This window comes from Lachnoclostridium sp. An14 (assembly GCF_002160755.1).
Lineage (GTDB): Bacteria > Bacillota > Clostridia > Lachnospirales > Lachnospiraceae > Lachnoclostridium_A.
The window spans coordinates 1-18,273 of the sequence record NZ_NFLE01000039.1 but is presented as its reverse complement, the minus strand read 5'-3'; the positions used below and the strand labels follow the sequence as shown (position 1 = coordinate 18,273).

The window sequence follows — 18,273 nt, the reverse complement described above, 5'->3', positions numbered from 1 at the left end:
TCCTATTTTATTACCCTTCCATCCGTTTCAGAATCTCCAGTACCTCCGTCAGCCGGTCCATCCGGTAATCCGCCGGGCTCTGGTCAAACTGAAACCGGTCGTCCTTTAAAGCCGCCACCGTCATTCCCGCCCGGTGCCCCGCCAGCACGCCGAAGGTGGAATCCTCCACCGCCAGACACTCCTCCGGCTTTACCCCCAACTTAGCGGCGGTGTAGAGATAAATCTCCGGATCCGGTTTGCTTTTCTCAAACTGATTTCCGCTCACCAGGATCTCAAACTGATCTATGATCCCGTTTTCCCGCATCACCCGCTCCACTAAAGGCAGCTGGGTGGAGGACGCCACCGCCAGCTTGTAGCCTTTTTTCTTCAGTTCCGCCAGAATCTGGCGGATCTCCGGCCGGAAAATCTTCCGGTAATCCACATCCCGGTACAGATCCACGTGAGCCTTCAAATCCGCCCGCGCCTCCTCCCAGGTCTGTCCCTGGCCCATGGCCCGCGCCAGCACCGACCAGGCATCCGCCTTGGACGCCCCCACCATGGGGTAGAGCTCCTCCAGTTTCATCTGCGGATTTCTCGTTTTCCCAAACTCCCACATCTGTTCCAGGTAGACCAGCTCGCTGTCGATGATCACCCCGTCCATATCAAAAATGACTGCTTTTATCATTCCCTGTCCCTCATCTGTTCCCTTTTTTGGCTGCGGCGCGCTCCGCGGACGCGGTTTCCTTCCGCCCGCAGCCCTGCAACCTGTATCCTACCAGATTTCCTTCCGTTTGACAACCGTTCCGCCAGGGAAATGCCGCCCTTAATCCACCGCCGGCTCCAGCACCAGCATGGTGGACCAGCCGTTTCTGCGCAGGCGCATTTCCATGTTGACGGCGTTGTCCAGGTTTAAGAAGGCCCCCACCCGCACTTTATAAAATCCGTCCTGATAAATATAAAAGGCAGGATACCCCTGCTCCGTCAGCTCCCTGGTGATTTCCTCCGCGATCTGCTGGCTGGCGTAGGCACCCACCTGTACCTGATAATACTCCGGCCGGGCCTCGTCCTCCTCCTTGATGGTCTGCAGGATTCCGTCGGCAATGGCCTGGGCGATCTCCGGAAACATGGCATCAAAGAGGGCGTTGTCCTGGGGATTGTCGATAAATCCCGCCTCCACCAGCACCGCCGGCATTTCCGACCGCCGCAGAATCGCAAGCCCCGGCCGCTCGATCACCCCCAGATCCGCAAATCCCAGCCTGGCAAGCTCCCGGTTGATATTTCTCCCCAAAAGCTCCGCCACGCCGCCGTACTGGTACACCAGACTCATGATCCCGGAGGCAGTCCCGGGAATGGGCATGGCGTTCCGGTGAATGGAAACGAGATAATCCGCCCCCGACTCATTGGCGATCTGGGCCTTCTCCAGGGGAGAATCGTACACGTCATTGATGCGGGTGTAGAGTACCTCCACCCCGTTTTCCTCCAAAATCCGCCCCACTGCCAGAGCCAGACGCAGGGCGTCATCCTTTTCCTGCCTTCCCTCAAACACCGCGCCGGGGTCCCGTTCACCGCCGTGACCCGCATCTATAATCACTCTCTTTGTCTCAAACAAAAGAAAGTCTCCTTTCACATAGCCTGCTTATTACTAGGATATGTGAAAGGAGACCGAAGTTGACTTCCTTTCCTAGGGAATCCGGATTTCCCCGGAGAACACCTCCGTGGCCGGTCCCGTCATATACACATGGTTGTCCGCGCTGCTCCAGCGGATGGTCAGGCAGCCGCCCAAAAGGTCCACCGCCACGTCCGCATCCTTTTCCGCATAGCCCGCCAGCACCGACGCCACCGCCACGGCGCAGGCTCCCGTCCCGCAGGCTAAGGTCTCCCCGGAGCCCCGCTCCCACACCCGCATCACCAGATGGTTTTTCCCCTTTACCTCCACAAACTCCGTGTTGGTGCGGTCCGGGAAACGGTTATGGTTCTCGAAAGCCGGACCAAAGGCGGAGAGATCCAGAACATCCAGGCCGGAGCCTTCTGTCTCACAGCCGCTTCGACGCACTGCCGTCCGCTCCGCCTTTCTCCAGGGAGCAAACTGCTCTGCCGTCTCGCCTTCCAGGAACACCACCGCGTGGGGATTGCCCATGGAAATTCCGATAAAGGGAACCTGGATCCCCGCCGCGGACAGCTGCTCCGGCACCTGGGAGATCACTTCCGGCTCTCCCATATCCACCGTAAGCTCCTTTACCTTTCCGTCCTCCACCTGCAAATCCAGGTACTTGATCCCGGAAAGGGTTTCCACGGAAATCCGCCTCCGGTCCGCCGGAACCAGCCCGTGGTCGTAGACGTATTTTCCCACGCAGCGCACGCCGTTTCCGCACATCATCCCCCTGGAACCGTCCAGGTTGTACATATCCATCCGGCAGTCCGCCGTCTCCGACGGCTGAATCAGGATCAGCCCGTCAGAGCCGATGCCGAAATGCCGGTCGCTGACGAAAATCGCCGCCCTTTCAGGATCGGAAACCTCCTCCTCAAAACAGTTTACATAGACATAGTCGTTTCCAATGCCGTGCATTTTTGTAAATTTCATGTTCTGTCCTCCTACGCGATCAGGCTGATGATCATTTCCGCTGTCTCCACCAGGCTGCTGCCGTTGCTCATGCTGCATTTCTGAATGTAGCGGTGGGCCTCATCCTCCGTCATATGGTTCCGGTCCATAAGCATTTCCTTGGCCCGGTCGATCAGCTCCAGCTCCTCCCGGCTCCTGGCCTTAGGCATCCGGCGGCGGCGCCGGTGCCTCCGCTCCTGGGTCTGAATCATCATTTCCAGAGTGCTCACCAGCTCGTGGACCCGCAGGGGCATGGGCAGGAGCATGGCATTTTCCGGGGTGTCGTCCCCAAACATGGCGGCCTGGGCTACCACCAGCATGGAAAATTCCTCCGGCAGAAGGCGGCACACCTCCCCGTACACCATGTCCTGGAACTTTCCTCCGCCCACCACAATGCCGCGGTCCAGCTCCCCGGCCGCGGCCAGAATCTGGGCCCCTGAGGTACAGACCGCCACCACATGGAACCCATTCTTCACCAGGATATTTCTGATATTTTTCCCATTTTCCTGCTTGGAAAAGGCTACAATCACATTGGGCACTCTGTCACCTCCGCCTCGTCCCCACCGTTTCCATCAATATTTATACAGGTATTCTCCCACTTCCCAGTCTGTCACATGGGCGCGGAAGGCCTTCCACTCCCGTTCCTTCGCCTCCAGGTACTTGGTGAAAATGTGCTCGCCCAGCACCTCTTTCATAAAGTCGCTGGCCTCAAAGAAATTCATGGCCTCCTTTAACGTCTCCGGAAGGGCCTCGATGCCGGCCGCCTCTTTTTCCTCCCGGCTCATGGCGTAGATGTTCCGGTTGACGCTGGGGGGCGGCGTCATCTGTTTCTCAATCCCGTCCAGACCGGCAGCCAGACAGGCGGCCAGGGCCAGATAGGGGTTGGCGGAGGAGTCGGGACAGCGCAGCTCCACCCTGGTATTGTAGCCCCTGGCGCTGGGAATGCGGATCAGGGCGCTGCGGTTGGAGTGGATGGACCAGGCGATGTAATTGGGGGCGTCATAGCCCGGAATCAGCCGCTTATAGGAGTTTACCAGAGGGTTCGTCAAAAGCACCATCTCCTTCATATGGTAGAGAATCCCCGCCATAAACTGGTACGCTAAGGTGCTCAGGCCCGCCGGATCGTCCTTATCCTCAAACAGATTCCTTCCCATGCCGTCCGTCAGGGACATATTGATGTGCATTCCGGAGCCATTTACGCCTTCCTGGGGCTTGGGCATAAAGGTGGCGTGAAGGCCGTGACGCTTGGCCACGTTTTTCACCGTCATCTTAAAGGTGGTCACGTCGTCCGCCGTCCGCAGCCCCTCCTGGTACTGAAGATCCACCTCGTGCTGGGCCGGGGCCAGCTCATGGTGGGACGCCTCCACGTCAAAGCCCATATCCTCCAGGCAGAGCACAATATCCCTGCGCACATTCTCCACAAAATCCAGTGGCCCCACGTCGAAATACCCCGCTTTCTCATGGGTCACCGTGGTGGGATTTCCCTCCTCGTCGGTGTGAAAAAGGAAGAATTCGCACTCCGGGCCGGCCAGGAAGGTGTAGCCCATATCCTTCGCCTTCTTCATCACCTTTTTTAACACATACCGGGGATCCCCATCAAAAGGCTCACCGCCAGGATAGTGCACGTCGCAGATAAAACGCGCCACCTTGCCCTGCTGAGGCCTCCAGGGGAAAATTTCAAAGGTATCCAGATCGGGATACAGGTACATATCCGACTCCTCGATCCGCACAAACCCCTCGATGGCGGAGCCGTCGAACATACACTGGTTGTTCAGCGCCCGCTCCAGCTGGCTGACCGTCACCGCCACATTCTTTATCATCCCGAAAATATCCGTAAACTGGAGGCGTATGAATTCCACGTCCTCCTCCTCGACTATGCGGAAAATATCTTCCTTCGTGTATCTGCTCATCGCTACTTCCTTTCTCTGCCTGCTGCCGTCTCCCGGCTCGATTATGTCTCATTCTAACACAACGGATTTTAAATGTAAATAAAGAACGTATCGCCGCTCCCCACCGGAAAAGCCTAGAAATGCCTGGAAATACCGCCGGTTTCCACCCCTTCCGGCCTAGGAAAACGGAAACAGAGACGAAAACCGCCCGCAGAGAATTTTCTCCCCCGCAGGCGGTTTCCCGTTTCCTTTTTGTTTCTTTTTCAGTTCCTGCCTCAGTTTCCGGCACGTTTTTTCCGTCTATTTCCGGTATTGCAGGGCGCGCATGGCGTTTAAGATCGCCAGCACAGATACGCCCACGTCGCCGAACACAGCGGCCCACATGGTGGCGAAACCGGCGGCCGTAAGGAGCAGCACCAGCACCTTCACGCCGATGGCGAACACGATGTTCTGTTTCACGATCCCCACCGTCTTCCTGGCGATGGCGATGGCATCCACGATCTTTGAGGGCTCGTCGGTCATAATCACCATGTCCGCCGCCTCCACCGCCGCGTCGGAGCCGATGCCGCCCATGGCGATGCCCACATCTGCCCGAGAGAGAACGGGGGCGTCATTGATGCCGTCTCCCACAAAGCCCAGGGTCGTGCCCTCCCGCTTTGTCTTTAACAGCTCCTCCACCTTATCCACCTTGTCCCCGGGGAGCAGGCCGCCGTAAACCTCGTCCAGGCCGATTTCCGCCGCCACAGCCTTTCCCGTCTCCTCCCGGTCGCCGGTGAGCATGACCATACGGCGCACACCCGCCTGGCGCAGGCTGGCCACCGCGGCCTTCGTGTCCTGGCGGATGGTGTCGGAAATCACCACGCATCCCAGATACCGGCCTTCCTCCGCCACATAAAGGGTGGTTCCCATCCTGGAGGGCTGGCTGGAAATGGAGATTCCCTGCTCCTCCATCAGTTTCCGGTTGCCCACGTAAACCGTTTTCCACTCCCCGTTTTCCATGATGGCGGAGCAGATTCCCTTTCCGGCCAGTTCTCTCGTCTCGGCTACCTGGGACTGGTCGATCTCTCTGCCGTAAGCCTCCCGCAGGGAGACGGCGATGGGATGGTTGGAATGGCGCTCCGCAAAGGCCGCCGCCCGCAGCAGGCGGGCCGCCGGGGTATCCGCGCCGTTCCCCTGGGAATCCGCCGCTCTTTCCCCATTTCCGCCAGCCATATCCACCGTTTTTCCGGCAGCGGAACCGTCCGCCGGAACCACCTCCGCCACTTGGAATTTCCCTGTGGTAAGAGTCCCTGTCTTGTCAAAGACCACCGTATCCATGTAGGACACCGCCTCCAGATAGTTGCTGCCCTTTAAGAGGATACCCTGTCTGGACGCCGCCCCCAGGCCGCCAAAAAAGCTCAAAGGCACGGAGATCACCAGGGCGCAGGGACAGGACACCACCAAAAAGCTGCAGGCCCGGTAGATCCACACCCCCCAGTTTCCCGTAAACAGCGGCGGCACCACCGCCAAAATCACCGCCAGGACCACCACAATGGGGGTATACACCCTGGCGAAACGGGTGATGAAGTTCTCCGCCCTGGCCTTGCGGGAGCTGGCATTTTCCACCAGCTCCAGGATCTTGGCCACGGTGGAATCGTCAAACAGTTTCGTGACCCGCACCTCCAGCGCGCCGGTGAGGTTGATGGAGCCGCTGACAATGGCGTCCCCCTCCTTCACGTCCACCGGCATGGACTCTCCCGTAAGGGCCTTCGTGTCCAGACTGGAGTTTCCTTTGGAAACCACTCCGTCCAGGGGCACCTTCTCCCCCGGCTTTACGAGGATGATGTCATCCACCTCCACCTCGTAGGGATCCACCTGTTCCTCTTTGCCGTCCCGCAGAAGGTTGGCATACTCCGGATTGATGTCCATGAGGGCCGCGATGGACTGGCGGGACCGGCCTACGGCGTAGTCGTTAAACAGCTCGCCCAGCTGATAAAAGAGCATAACCGCCACGGCCTCCTCCAGCGCCCCCACCGCGATGGCCCCAAAGGTGGCCACCGTCATCAGAAAATTCTCGTCAAACACCTGGCCCTTGCTGATATTGCGCAGGGCCTTCAGGGGAATGTCATAGCCCGCTGCCAGATAGGACAGGATAAAGGGAATCCAGGCCCAGCTCCCCCTGTCCTCCAAAGCGATTCCGCACACCAGAAACACCGCGCTGGCCGCCAGACGGAACACCATTTTTTTCTGCTTTTTTGTCATAACCTGCTGTCTCCTTCCATCTCACTGCCTGTTTTCCGTCAGCGAACCACCCGAAACTCTGCTTCCGGCTCGATCTTATCCGCCACTTTTCTGGCCGCAGCGATCACCTCGTCCTCTCTGCCGTCCTCGACCTCCATCACCAGCCTCTGAGTCATAAAGCTCAACGTCGCCTCCTTCACGCCCGGCAGCTTTTTCACTCCGTCCTCAATCTTCGCGGCGCAGTTTGCGCAGCAGAGTCCCTCCAATTTTACGATCTTCTTCATACTGAAACTTCTCCTTTCCGTCTCTTTCTATTCCTCAATGTGCTCCATTCCCTGGGCTAAAATGGTCTCAATATGGCTGTCCGCCAGCGAATAAAACACGGTCTTTCCGTCCCTGCGGTACTTTACCAGCCGCATCTGCTTTAACACCCGCAGCTGATGGGAAATCGCCGACTGCCCCATCTGAAGCAGGTTCGCGATGTCGCAGACGCACATCTCCGCCTGGCTGAGCACATACAAAATCTTAATCCTGGTGGAATCCGCGAACACCTTAAAAAAGTCCGCCAGATCCATCAGCTGATCCTCGTCCGGCATCGCCTTCGTCACCCGTTTCACAATCTCCTCGTGGACATGGATAAAATCACACTGCTCGATCTCCGGGTCGTTCATCCTGTACGCCATGGGTTTGCCTCCTTTGGTTTGTTTTTCATATGAATGACTGTTCATATGTTTATATTAGCACTTATTGAGGGAATGTCAAGAGGGGATGGGCGGATTTTTTATTTTTCTGTTCTTTCCAGGCGTTCCCGGGACTCCAGACACTGACGCAGGGTTTCATAGAGCATTCCCGCCAGAGAGCTGTCCTTCTGGGAAACCGGAACGGCGTACACCACATTGTAAGACACCTCCGGTTTCCATGGGTAGATCCTGCACTCCGCCAAAAGGGTAGTGGCCCGCTCCGGCAAAAGCGCCGCGCCGTACCCATGGCCTGCCAGCATTTTCATTTCCGACACATTCCCGGCGTTGTAAACGTCTCCGAAAATAAGCCCCTGTCCTTTCAGAGCCTGACGCACAAGGCGATACAGAAACGTTCCCCGCTCCGGATAGATAAAGGCATTGGAGAGAAGGGCCTTTCTGTCGATCTCCCGTCCCTCCCATGCCGCGGACTCCGGCACAGCTAACGCCAGCCTCTCCCGAAACAGCGGCCTGCAGCACAGAGCGGCCGCCGGCGGCCCGTTTTCGCAAAAGACAGCAAAATCCACCAGCTCGCTGTCCAAATATTCCGGGATCACCCCGGAGTCCACCGGCAGAAACTGAAAATGGACGCTGGGAAACCGCCGTTTCATCTCTGCTAAAATCCCGGCTCCCGACACGGCATAAACCTGATCGCAGATGGCAATCCGAACCTGATTGCGTTCCATGCGGATCAGGTTTTCCAGCTTTTCATAAGTTTCCCTCTTTACCGCCAGCATCTGCCTGGCTCCGTCCAGATACACCTTTCCTGCCGGGGTGGGAGTCAGTTTCCGGTTTGCCCGGACAAACAGCTGTGTGTGAAGACTCTTTTCCAACCGGGCCAGGCTCTGGCTCAAAGCCGACTGGGAAATGTGGATTTCCTCCGCGGCCGCGGAAACGCTGCCCAGCCGTTCCAATACCAGCATATATTCCAAAAGCCTTACATCCATACTCCGCTCCTCCCGTCAATACGCGCCAGACCCTACAACAAAATTCCGGATAAAATTCACCACATACGTTTCCGCCTCCGTCAGCTCCCGCCCTTTCCGGTAAAAACAGGCGGAATAATGGTAAAATTTCGGCTGAAACGAAAAGGGGGATACGGGATCCAGAGGAGAAAACAGCTTTCGGGAAAGGATCCCGGCCCCATTTCCGTTGCGCACCATGTCATAGATAACATTCACATTAGAGCTTTGAAAAATCACCTGCGGTTCAAATCCCGCCTCCCGAAACAGCTCTTTCGCCCCGGCATAGTAGGACATTTCCGGGCCGGGCATGATAAACGGCACCTCCTGAAACGCCCTTAAATCCGCGGTGGGAAATTCCTCGTCCTTTTTCAGCCCGGAGGCGTCATAGGACAGCGGAAACCCGGCGGGAACCATCAAAACCAGCTCCCGTTTTCCGGTGCAGATGTATTCCAGCGTGTCCGACTCCACGCTGAGGGCAGAGCCGATCCCGATGTCCGCCTCTCCCGTTTCCACCATCCGGATGGAACCGCTGTTGTAGCTCTCCAGAAATTGCAGGGTAACGGTGGGATACAGTTCCCGGAACTTTTGAAAAAGGGCGGAAAAGATCCGCGCTCCGCCGTTTGGCGTTCCGGTAATGCGGATCTGTCCCCCGCCCTCCCCTGTGAGTCTGGTGATCTTGCGGTACGTCTGGCTGCGAATCTCAATCATCCGGCGCGCCCCCTCCAGGTAGATTTCTCCCGCCGGCGTGAGAATCACCTTTTTCTTCGAACGGACCACCAACTGGATCCCCAGCTGCTCCTCAATCGTCTTCAGCCAGCTGCTGATGGCCGGCTGGGACACTCCCAGCATCCGCGCCGCCCCCGTCACAGAGCCCGCCTCCGCCAGCGCTACGATGTACTGCTGCTGCGTAATGTCCATAATCCCCTCCAATAATCATAAAAATTACTTATAATTTACATAAACAAAGAGTGTTTGTCAATTTAGCCCTGGTATTTTATACTGATTATAACATTAATTTTGCCGGTAAAATAAAAACAATGCACAATGTATGAGTTATGATTATGAATAATGGAGGTAATAAGAATGAGTATGGAATTAACTCTGACATTAGGCACTCTGCTCGTCGTAGTAGTCATGTTTTTAAGCGGCAAATGTAATTTCGGCTTTATCGGCATGGCCTGCGCCACCTTTCTGTGCGCTACGGGCGTGCTGTCCTTTGACGAGGCCTATGCCAATTTTGCCAGCTCCAACGTCGTCATGGTGGCAGCCATGTTCGTGCTGGCCGGTTCCCTGAGCAAAACCAGCCTGGTCAAACGGGTTCGGGAATGGATCATGGGACACGGCAGCAGCGGAAAGTCCATCGTATTTCTGTATCTTTTAGGCGCTATCCTGCTGACCCAGCTGGTCAGCCCCCTGGGAGTTATCAGTATGCTGCTCCCCCTGACGGCTGCCTTAGACAGCGACAGCCCGGTACAGCCGTCCAACCTGCTCTACCCCGGAGCCGTGGTCTCCCACGCCTCCCAGTGTATGCTCCCTGTGGGCGCCGGCCTCACCTATTTCGTCCAGGCCAACGCCTTTCTGGAGGCCAACGGCGCTGCCGAGCGGGTATCCATGTTTGATAAATCTCTGGTGGTGTTCATCCCGGCCCTGATCGCCTTCTTTTATATGGCGTTCTTCGGCTGGAAACTGTTTCCCAGCAACACCATTGATTCCAGCAAGCTGAAAACGGCAAAAGTAGAAAACGGCTGCGATCCGAAAACGGAGAAAACCATTTTCACCGTCTTTCTCCTCACCATGGTCGCCATCGCCTTTAACCAGTTTCTGCCCTTCCCCATGTACATCATCCCCATTATCGCCGACCTGGCCCTGGGAGCGCTGGGAGCCATTGACATGAAGGATGTGAAAAAAGCCCTCCAGGTGGACACCATCCTGATGTTAGCCGGCCTTCTCTGCCTGTCCACCGCCATGCAGAAAACGGGAGCCGCCGACATCGTGGCAAACGGCATTGTGGGAATCCTGGGAGGAAACCCGTCTCCTCTGGCCGTCCTGATCGCTTTCTATATTGTAGGCGCGTCCCTCACCCAGATCATGAGCAACACCGCCACCTACAACGTGCTGGTGCCCCTGGCCATCATGACCGCGGTAAGCAGAGGGTTCGACCCCCGCGCCCTGGTTCTGGCCATCTCCTGCGGCACTACGGGAGCCATGCTCACGCCCATGTCCTCCCCCTCCATCGCCATTGCCTTCGGTTCCGGCGGCTATAAGATCAAAACTGTATTTCTGGCGTGTCTGCCCCTGTGGGTGCTGTACGGAATCGCCGTTCTTGTAATGGCGTACATCCGGTATCCCATCTAACGGCGTTATCTGAAAGGAAAGAGAGGTATTGCATATGAAAATCACAGAAATCACCACGTATTCCGTTCACACCACCCAGTGGAGAAATTTTAATTTCGTCCGCATCGACACCGACGAGGGCATTCACGGTGTCGGCGAGCTGTTCTGCGTAGGCGCGGACGTGGCCGTCATGGAAATGGTCAAATACGTGTCCGAATGGGTGGTGGGCATGGACCCTCTGGACCGAGAGCGGATCCAGAAACGGATCCTCAACTACTCCCGTTTCAACGGCGGCTCCGTCCTCTACACCGCGGCCAGCGCCATCGACTTAGCCCTCTGGGACATTGCGGGAAAAATCGCCGGCCTGCCGGTCTATAAGCTCTTAGGAGCTGTCCGGGACAAGGTGCCCGTCTACTGCCACACGCGGGGAAAAAACAGCAGAGAGGCCCTGGACAGCCTGATGCCCAAAATCGAAACCTACGGCTATAAGGCCTGCAAAACCGCCGTGGGGAGCCTGGGCTATTACCCGGTAGGCTCCTCCGAGCGTGAATTAGTGGAAATGTTTGAGGGAATGCGCGCTGAGCTGGGCGATGACTTTGAGATTGGAATTGATATGCAGAGCAAGATCTACGAGCCGGCCCAGGGCAGACGGGTCTGTCAGCTCTTGGAGCCCTACCGCCCCTTCTTTGTGGAGGAGCCGATCCGCCCCGACAACCTGGACAACTGGGCGGAAATGGCCCAGGGCTTAAACGTGCCCCTGGCCACCGGAGAGCAGATTTTTGACATTTATACCTATGAAAAGCTGATTCAGCTCCACGCTGTGGACATTTTGCAGCCAGATATTCTCCTCTGCGGCGGCATCACCGGCATGAGGAAGATCGCGGCTATGGCAGAGCCCAGTTTCCGGCTGCTCAGCCCCCACAACCCCTTAAGCTCCCTGGCCAACTGCATCAACGTCCACTTCTGCATGAGCACCTACAACACCACCTATCTGGAAAACGAGCCCAGAGAGGAGGGAATGGACGCCGATCTGTGCACCGAGGTGCTCCGCGTCCGGGACGGCTTTATCACTCCCAATGACAAGCCTGGCTGGGGCATGGACTTAAACTACGAATTCTTAAAATCCTGTGAAGCTGTCGTCTGGAGCCGCGTCAACTTAAAATCCAGCAGGGCGTACACCATGGACGGCGCCCCGCACATTATGTGACCATGAGGAAGGTCACCTTTGTAAAAGACCGGCAGTTCTACTGCTCCGTGCTTTCCATCATGCTGCCGGTAGCCTTGCAGCAGGCCATCAATATGGGGGTAAATATGCTGGACACCATGATGCTCGGCTCCTTCGGGGAAATCCAGCTATCCGCCTCCAGCCTGGCCAACCAGTACTACAACTTTTTTACCATATTCTGCATGGGAATCATCGGCGGTTCCAGCGTCCTGGCGGCCCAGTACTGGGGCGCCGGGGACCGGGACCGGGTCCGGGAAACCTTCAGTATGGCCATCCGGCTGTCCCTGGTCCTTTCCATTGTTTTCTCGGTGCTGACCCTTTTATTTCCCACGCAGATTATGGCCATCTACACCCCGGAGGCGGACGTCATCTTCCAGGGCGCCAGGTATCTGCGCATTACCGCCTTTATTTTTATCATCCACGGCACCAGCCTGGTGACGGCGCAGCTCATGCGCTCCGTGGGACAGCCCCGGCTGGGGCTTGTGGTCTCCATCATCTCCTTTGTGGTCAACCTGTTTGCCAACTACGTCTTTATCTTCGGCAAATTCGGAGCGCCCCGGATGGAAATCGCCGGGGCCGCCCTGGGGACCCTGATCGCAAGACTGTCGGAGTTTATCGCCACCTTCCTGTACGTCCTTGTCCTGGACAAACGGCTGGAATTCCGGCTAAAGCACCTGCTCAAATCCCCATCCAGAGCCTTTTACCGCCAGTATTTCCGGCTGGGCGCTCCTGTCCTGGTGAGCGATTCCCTGCTGGGCCTGGGCGGCAACATCGTCAGCATCGTCCTGGGACATATGGGAGCGGCCGTGGTAGCCGGAAACGCCATCTGCCAGGTGATCGACCGGCTCTGTACGGTGGTGATCCAGGGCGTCTCCAACGCCTCCGGCATCATCACCGGCAACACCATCGGGGCGGGAAAGAAAGAGCTGGCCCTGATTCAGGGAGAGACCTTCTATCTTCTGAGCCTCATTTTCGGAGGGATCTCAGCCCTGCTGATTTACTTTATCGGGCCGGCCACCATTTCCATTTACTCTCTGGAGCCAGAGACCGTCACCGTTACCCGGCAGCTGATGCACGCCTACGTGATCATCGTGTTTTTCCAGGCTGTCCAGTCTGTTATGACAAAAGGCGTGCTGCGGGGCGGAGGCGACACCCGGTTTCTCATGCGGGCCGACATCCTGTTTATGTGGCTGGTCTCCATCCCTCTGGGAGCTGTGGGCGGCCTGCTCCTTCACTGGCCCGCCTGGCTGACCATGCTGTGCCTGCGGGCGGACTACGCCATCAAATCCATATGGTGCATCCGGCGCCTGTTAAGCGGCAAATGGATCCATGACGCCTCCCATGAACCGGAGCTTTCCTGAAACATTTTGGCGAAACCTTTCACGGGGAACGCAGTTTCCCAGATATAACAAACTGCCGCCCGGCGCGCTCTCACTAAAAACGCGCCGGGCGGCAGTTTATCTTATTTTACGTCCTCGATTTCATCTGAATTATTTCCCGTAAACCTCCGGATAAAACTCCTTCACCGCGTCGGCCCGGTTGATGAGCACATCCCCCCAGGCGTAATCCGCCACAAACACGGAGTAATCTCTGGGGTCTTTCGGAATGTTGGGAAGGATATTCGCCTGGTTTAAATGGCTGGCCAGGGCGATGTCCACCGGCAGTTTCGCCAGCTCGTAGCAGTCGCGGACGAAGGTGTGGGCCTGCTCCTCCGGATAACCGTCCTGGGCCAGACGCTCCGGTTTCATCATGGGATTGACTCCCAGACCGCCGTGGAGGGCCACCTTATAGGTTTTTCCCGTCTCCTCGTCCGTATCCTCGAAGAAAAAGGCGGTACAGCCAGGGGTATGCCCCGGAACCAGGCGGGTTCTGATCTCAAAATTCCCCATGCGGACGGGGTTCTCGTCCTCATAGAAATTGGTGACGGTGTAGGGCCGCACCCGCATGGGAAAATCAGAATCCGCAAACCGCTGGTGCTCCACCTCGTCCCGCTTGGACAGCCAGATTTCACAGCCGGTCATCTCGTGGAGCAGGCGGGCACAGCTGGAGTGATCCCCATGCCAGTGGGTGAGAAAGATCTTCTTGATGTCCATGGGATCAAAGCCCGCTCTCCAGATCCGGTCGATCACCAGGTAAAACACTTCCTCATTTAACCCGGTATCAAAGAGAATCAGCCCGTCTCCCGTGTCCAGAAGAAACACCGCCACATTGTCCTGCCCGCCCACGTTCCAGACGTGGGGGGCGTTGCGGTACGCCGGAATGGCGTGTTCCCAATGGGTGGCCATGGATTTATTGCTCAGGCGGTCTCCGGTGGGGGCGTAATAAAAAATTTTTTCCATAATCAATCGTTCCTTTCTATTTCTTTATCTGTTTTTAGGATCATTATAAATTTTCCGGCAGTCATCCGTAAATAGGATAGAAGAAATTAGCGGAGACCGCGATGGTCACCACGGCAATTATAATATAAGGAATGGTAAACTTCGCCACCTGGGACACTTTATAATTTCCGGCGGCGTAAATGAGGGCCGTCTCCGCGGCTCCCGACGGAAAGCCCAGGGAAATCACGTTGGCGATGGAAATGATCAGCATAATGCCTCTGGGATCCCAGTTTCCCGCCAGGCAGACGGTAGCTGCCACGGTGTAAAGGATGTTCTGGGTCGCCGAGTTGGACATGACGGTGGTCATTCCGATGCACACTGCCGAGAACAGGAACATGACTGCCATGGAGCTGGGATGTCCGCCCAGAACGTTTAAGATCGCCGTTCCGATCAGATCTCCGGCCCCGGATTTGGTCATGGCAGAGGCCACGCCCAGAACGCCGGCCATGAGAAAGATCATATCCGCCGTCATTGCCTTCGTCACCTCCGGCACCTTCAGGGCCTTGCCGTAGATAAGGGCCAGAACGCCGGCCGCAGGCGCTATGTACATCAGCTTTCCCGTCCACTTATTGAGCACAAGCACTGCCATCACCGCTACAAACACTACGTAGACCAGCGTTTCCTGAGCCTTCGGGAGAGTGGGGGTATCCTTTACATCCTTTAAACCCTTGGTGGATACGTTTCCCTTCCTCGGAAGGAGTTTCCAGGCGATAAGGCAGTAGATGGTCAGGCAGATTACCGGCAGCGCCCCCACCTTGAACTTGTCAAACATCTGGAGCAGGTATGCCTCCTCCGTGATGATATTGGAATAGCGGGCGTTGACCGTGGCGAAGTTGGTAGCTCCCATGCCGATGGGAATGTATCCCTTCCAGATACAGCTGATTCCCAACATCGGCATCAGCAGGCGGCTGGGTGTCACCTCTCCCTCGTCACTTAAGGTAGCCAAGAATACCACCATAATCGAGAAGGTAGCCGTCGCCGGAATAAACTGCACGAAGGCGATGACGATAATATAAAAGAACACGATCAGAGCCATTCCCGTTTTGGAGCCCAGCTCGTCCACCTTCCGGCGCACACTGGGAATAATGCTGGTTTTGGTAATGGCCGAGCTTAACGCCATCATGGGCGCTACCAGGATAATGCTCTCGTTGGTGAACCCGGAAAAGGCCTCTGACGGAGTCAGAATCCCGAAGGCCGCCAGCAGGGTGCAGCAGGTCATGGTAGTCACTCCCATGGGCACCTTCTGGAGCACAAACATAATGATCATAAACGCGAGGATCGCCACAGTGATATACAGTTCCATAAAATGTCCCCCTTTATCGGATCGTTTTTATTCTCATACCCCTTTTTCTTAACGCTTGCCAAGCTCCCGTTCAGCGGCCCACATCAGCCCTTTCATAAAGCCGGTGGGGTAGGCGAAGGAGCCCGCCATGCCGCCAAAGCCCTCCATGGGCCGGAACCCGTGGTCGATGGAGATCACCGCGTCGCATCCGCAGGCCACCAGCTGTTTCATAATGCCGTACATATCCCCGTAGCCGTCCTCCGCCAGTGTCTCCTCAAAGACCGGCAGGGGGCTGTCCACGTTCCGGAAATGGACGCAGAGAATCCGATCGTCCCCGCAAAACTCCTCAATATCCTTCATCAGGTCGCCAAAGGCATCTCCCGCCTCCAGCCAGCAGCCCACGCACAGTTTCATCCCCAGAGCCCGGCTGCCGTGGGCCATGGCAAAGGCTTTCCGGTAGCACTCCGAATTGTAGATCAGGCTGGGAATTCCCGCCATACAGGCTAAAGGCGGGTCATTGGGATGCAGGGCCATCCGGACCCCTGTCTCCTCCGCCACTGGAATCACCCGGTCCAGAAAATACTGGAAATTATCCCAGATCTCCGTTTCCCCGTAGCTCCGCTCCTCCGCGTCCGGCCTTGCCAGGATTTCATTCTGGTCGCAGAAGGCGGAAATGCCTCCTCTGGTGTGCTTTCCCACCTGATGGCTGGTCCTTAAAATTCCATTGGGCTGCCAGGCTATGGAAGTAAAGGGAATTTTCGCCTTTCCCAGCACACGGAGCATATGGTTAAAACGGTCGATCTGCTGATCCCGGTCAGGAAGGTTTAAATGAATGCTCTTGTTCTTCTGCAGCTCGTTGCAGGCTGCGTCTGACACCGTCAGCCCGAATTTCGCCAGCCTCTCCTGCTGCGCTGCCACCTGATCATAGGTCAGCTCCTCCGGCTTTAGCATCAGACTGACATTTTCCACTCCCATCTGTCTGATAAAAGAAAGCGTCTCGTCCCGGTCCGCTGTGCGGACAGGCATCTGTGGTCTCATTGACATCTTTTGTCTCCTCTCTTTCTGTGTTTATCCATCCCGCTCTCCGCCTGTCTAACCTGTGATCGGGAAAAACAGGCTGGCACTGAGCACGACAGAAACGATTGCCAGCACGATAAACGGCAGGGTAAACTTTAAGGTCTTTGAAATCTTATAGCCGCCGGCCGCGTAAGCGATTCCGCAGGCCGGAGATCCGGACGGGAACGCGATTGCCACATTGGCGCAGAAGGCCACAATCAGCACTACCCCTCTGGGGTCCCAGCCAGCCGCCAGGCAAGTGCTGGCCGCGATGGGCACCAGTACGTTTCTCGTAGCTGTATTGGACATAAAGGTGGTCATTAACACCGTCACCAGGGCAAACACCACCATCACCGTAAGACCGCTGGGATTTCCGCCCAATACCTTTAAAATCATACTTCCGATCATTTCCCCCGCCCCTGTGTCTCCCAGGGCATCTGCCATCACCAGCACGCCGGCGATCATCCACACCGCGTCCTGAGTCATAGCAGTGGTAACCTCTTTCACCGACATGGCTTTTGTCAGCAGCAGCACCACAATTCCGATAGCCGGCATCACATACATGATGTCTCCCAGGGCCTTGCTGAAAAACAGGGATACCATTACCACCGCGAAAGCGGCGTAGATGATCGTCTCATCCCGTTTCGGAATCGCTTCCTTCTCCTTGACGCTTTTCAGTTTCGTCGCGTCATAAGTGTCATTTGGCATCAGCTTGTAGGCAAACAGACAGTACAGCGTACATACCGTACAGGGAATCACCGACACCTTGAACTGATCCAGAATGGTGAGAAGCTGCCTCTCATCCGCCGCCATGCCCTCATAAAAGGCATTCAAAGTAATATAGGAAGTCGCTCCCATACCGATGGGAAGTTTAGTTCCCCAAATGCTGATCATCGCCAGGATCGGGATCGTCATTCTGGCCGGCGTAATATCTCCCGTATCCCCCAGAGCCATGAGAAACATCAGCATAATCGTCATCATCGCCGTGGTGGGAAGAAACGCTGCCAGCAGAATGATAATGGCGTACATGGCAATCAACAGGGCCAGTCCGCTCTTTCCTTTCAGATCAATCATCCGGTTCTGGATTTTGGTCAGCAGGCTTGTCTTTCCAAAAGCGGCGCTCATGGCAAACATCGGCGCCAGCAAAATGAGATTCTGACTGGAAAAGCCGGAAAACGCGTCTTTCACGCCATATACCCCCGTCACTACCAGGGCAATACAGCAGATCATCGTAGTAATTCCAAACGGCCACTTGTTCAAAAAGAATCCAAAAATCATGAACGCCATGATCCCTAATACAATATAAAGCTCCACAAACTCCTACCTCCTACTTTCACGTATTTGTAACTGATCCGGCGTGCACTCCGTATTTCTTGCTTTTTATTGTATAATGGAATCTTTTTGTGTACTATTTGTAAAATTAATAATTATTTTGTTATTTTTTATCTAAAATAGAAATCTTTTGTTTTTTATTGTATAATGAAATATATTATATTTAACCTAAATTATTCACGGAACAGTATCTGAATTGATAACAGTACCATGAATCTGAAAATTGATCCATGCAGCCATAACATCACTCAATTAACCCGTCAAAAGGGTATAAAAT

17 protein-coding genes are annotated in these 18,273 nt (G+C 55.9%); 3 read left to right on the top strand and 14 right to left on the bottom strand.

From position 1 onward, the window contains the following. Positions 1-10 precede the first annotated feature (10 nt). From B5E84_RS16850 to B5E84_RS16805, 10 genes are all read right to left on the bottom strand, one after another. Positions 11-664, bottom strand: coding sequence for an HAD family hydrolase (locus tag B5E84_RS16850; protein ID WP_087224974.1), 654 nt, complete (start codon positions 662-664; stop codon positions 11-13). A gap of 138 nt (positions 665-802) precedes the next feature. Next, complete coding sequence (locus tag B5E84_RS16845; RefSeq protein ID WP_087224971.1) at positions 803-1,588, bottom strand: N-acetylmuramoyl-L-alanine amidase; 786 nt, start codon at positions 1,586-1,588, stop codon at positions 803-805. A 72-nt stretch (positions 1,589-1,660) separates the two neighbouring features. Then, positions 1,661-2,560, bottom strand: a complete 900-nt coding sequence (gene dapF, locus B5E84_RS16840) for a diaminopimelate epimerase (protein ID WP_087224969.1) — start codon at positions 2,558-2,560, stop codon at positions 1,661-1,663. Between the two features lie 11 nt (positions 2,561-2,571). Beyond that, positions 2,572-3,117 (bottom strand): ANTAR domain-containing response regulator, encoded by a 546-nt coding sequence (locus tag B5E84_RS16835; RefSeq protein WP_087224966.1) that lies wholly within the window; start codon positions 3,115-3,117, stop codon positions 2,572-2,574. Between the two features lie 33 nt (positions 3,118-3,150). After that, entirely contained in the window at positions 3,151-4,488 is a 1,338-nt protein-coding gene (glnA, locus tag B5E84_RS16830) for a type I glutamate--ammonia ligase (RefSeq protein WP_087224963.1), read from the bottom strand. Between the two features lie 279 nt (positions 4,489-4,767). Then, a complete protein-coding gene (locus B5E84_RS16825) occupies positions 4,768-6,708 on the bottom strand; it encodes a heavy metal translocating P-type ATPase (protein WP_087224960.1) in 1,941 nt (646 codons plus the stop codon). Positions 6,709-6,746: 38 nt separating this feature from the next. Continuing rightward, on the bottom strand, positions 6,747-6,971 hold the full coding sequence (locus tag B5E84_RS16820; RefSeq protein WP_087224957.1) for a cation transporter: 225 nt from the start codon (positions 6,969-6,971) through the stop codon (positions 6,747-6,749). A gap of 27 nt (positions 6,972-6,998) precedes the next feature. Next, complete coding sequence (locus B5E84_RS16815) at positions 6,999-7,370, bottom strand: ArsR/SmtB family transcription factor (protein WP_330374291.1); 372 nt, start codon at positions 7,368-7,370, stop codon at positions 6,999-7,001. A gap of 98 nt (positions 7,371-7,468) precedes the next feature. Further along, positions 7,469-8,371 carry a LysR family transcriptional regulator gene (locus B5E84_RS16810; protein WP_087224954.1) on the bottom strand — a complete coding sequence of 301 codons (903 nt, stop codon included), beginning with the start codon at positions 8,369-8,371 and terminating at the stop codon, positions 7,469-7,471. A gap of 15 nt (positions 8,372-8,386) precedes the next feature. Then, positions 8,387-9,307: a LysR family transcriptional regulator gene (locus tag B5E84_RS16805; RefSeq protein WP_087224951.1), complete on the bottom strand. Its 921-nt coding sequence runs from the start codon at positions 9,305-9,307 to the stop codon at positions 8,387-8,389. Between the two features lie 165 nt (positions 9,308-9,472). On the opposite strand from B5E84_RS16805, the gene B5E84_RS16800 reads away from it, so the two are divergent. From B5E84_RS16800 to B5E84_RS16790, 3 genes are read left to right on the top strand one after another with little or no spacing between them, the layout of a single operon-like run. Then, the gene (locus tag B5E84_RS16800; protein ID WP_162612884.1) at positions 9,473-10,744 is read left to right on the top strand and encodes an SLC13 family permease; all 1,272 of its coding nucleotides are present in this window, start codon (positions 9,473-9,475) and stop codon (positions 10,742-10,744) included. Between the two features lie 34 nt (positions 10,745-10,778). Next, a complete protein-coding gene (locus B5E84_RS16795) occupies positions 10,779-11,930 on the top strand; it encodes a mandelate racemase/muconate lactonizing enzyme family protein (protein ID WP_087224945.1) in 1,152 nt (383 codons plus the stop codon). Positions 11,931-11,932: 2 nt separating this feature from the next. Continuing rightward, a complete protein-coding gene (locus B5E84_RS16790; protein WP_242963420.1) occupies positions 11,933-13,309 on the top strand; it encodes an MATE family efflux transporter in 1,377 nt (458 codons plus the stop codon). 129 nt (positions 13,310-13,438) lie between these two features. On the opposite strand, the gene B5E84_RS16785 is transcribed toward B5E84_RS16790, so the two are convergent. From B5E84_RS16785 to B5E84_RS16770, 4 genes are all read right to left on the bottom strand, one after another. Beyond that, the gene (locus B5E84_RS16785; protein WP_087224939.1) at positions 13,439-14,287 is read right to left on the bottom strand and encodes an MBL fold metallo-hydrolase; all 849 of its coding nucleotides are present in this window, start codon (positions 14,285-14,287) and stop codon (positions 13,439-13,441) included. Between the two features lie 61 nt (positions 14,288-14,348). Continuing rightward, positions 14,349-15,629: an SLC13 family permease gene (locus B5E84_RS16780; protein WP_087224936.1), complete on the bottom strand. Its 1,281-nt coding sequence runs from the start codon at positions 15,627-15,629 to the stop codon at positions 14,349-14,351. Between the two features lie 48 nt (positions 15,630-15,677). Beyond that, a complete protein-coding gene (locus tag B5E84_RS16775; protein ID WP_087224933.1) occupies positions 15,678-16,652 on the bottom strand; it encodes a mannonate dehydratase in 975 nt (324 codons plus the stop codon). 48 nt (positions 16,653-16,700) lie between these two features. Beyond that, positions 16,701-17,978, bottom strand: a complete 1,278-nt coding sequence (locus tag B5E84_RS16770) for an SLC13 family permease (RefSeq protein WP_087224930.1) — start codon at positions 17,976-17,978, stop codon at positions 16,701-16,703. Positions 17,979-18,273 lie beyond the last annotated feature (295 nt).

What these genes read in the sequence shown, in the direction of transcription:
- B5E84_RS16775 (WP_087224933.1), bottom strand. Translation starts at nt 16,652, where the DNA reads ATGTCAATGAGACCACAGATGCCTGTCCGCACAGCGGACCGGGACGAG.
- B5E84_RS16825 (WP_087224960.1), bottom strand. Translation starts at nt 6,708, where the DNA reads ATGACAAAAAAGCAGAAAAAAATGGTGTTCCGTCTGGCGGCCAGCGCG.
- B5E84_RS16815 (WP_330374291.1), bottom strand. Translation starts at nt 7,370, where the DNA reads ATGGCGTACAGGATGAACGACCCGGAGATCGAGCAGTGTGATTTTATC.
- B5E84_RS16785 (WP_087224939.1), bottom strand. Translation starts at nt 14,287, where the DNA reads ATGGAAAAAATTTTTTATTACGCCCCCACCGGAGACCGCCTGAGCAAT.
- B5E84_RS16805 (WP_087224951.1), bottom strand. Translation starts at nt 9,307, where the DNA reads ATGGACATTACGCAGCAGCAGTACATCGTAGCGCTGGCGGAGGCGGGC.
- B5E84_RS16800 (WP_162612884.1), top strand. Translation starts at nt 9,473, where the DNA reads ATGAGTATGGAATTAACTCTGACATTAGGCACTCTGCTCGTCGTAGTA.
- dapF (WP_087224969.1), bottom strand. Translation starts at nt 2,560, where the DNA reads ATGAAATTTACAAAAATGCACGGCATTGGAAACGACTATGTCTATGTA.
- B5E84_RS16820 (WP_087224957.1), bottom strand. Translation starts at nt 6,971, where the DNA reads ATGAAGAAGATCGTAAAATTGGAGGGACTCTGCTGCGCAAACTGCGCC.
- B5E84_RS16795 (WP_087224945.1), top strand. Translation starts at nt 10,779, where the DNA reads ATGAAAATCACAGAAATCACCACGTATTCCGTTCACACCACCCAGTGG.
- B5E84_RS16850 (WP_087224974.1), bottom strand. Translation starts at nt 664, where the DNA reads ATGATAAAAGCAGTCATTTTTGATATGGACGGGGTGATCATCGACAGC.
- B5E84_RS16810 (WP_087224954.1), bottom strand. Translation starts at nt 8,371, where the DNA reads ATGGATGTAAGGCTTTTGGAATATATGCTGGTATTGGAACGGCTGGGC.
- B5E84_RS16790 (WP_242963420.1), top strand. Translation starts at nt 11,933, where the DNA reads ATGAGGAAGGTCACCTTTGTAAAAGACCGGCAGTTCTACTGCTCCGTG.
- glnA (WP_087224963.1), bottom strand. Translation starts at nt 4,488, where the DNA reads ATGAGCAGATACACGAAGGAAGATATTTTCCGCATAGTCGAGGAGGAG.
- B5E84_RS16780 (WP_087224936.1), bottom strand. Translation starts at nt 15,629, where the DNA reads ATGGAACTGTATATCACTGTGGCGATCCTCGCGTTTATGATCATTATG.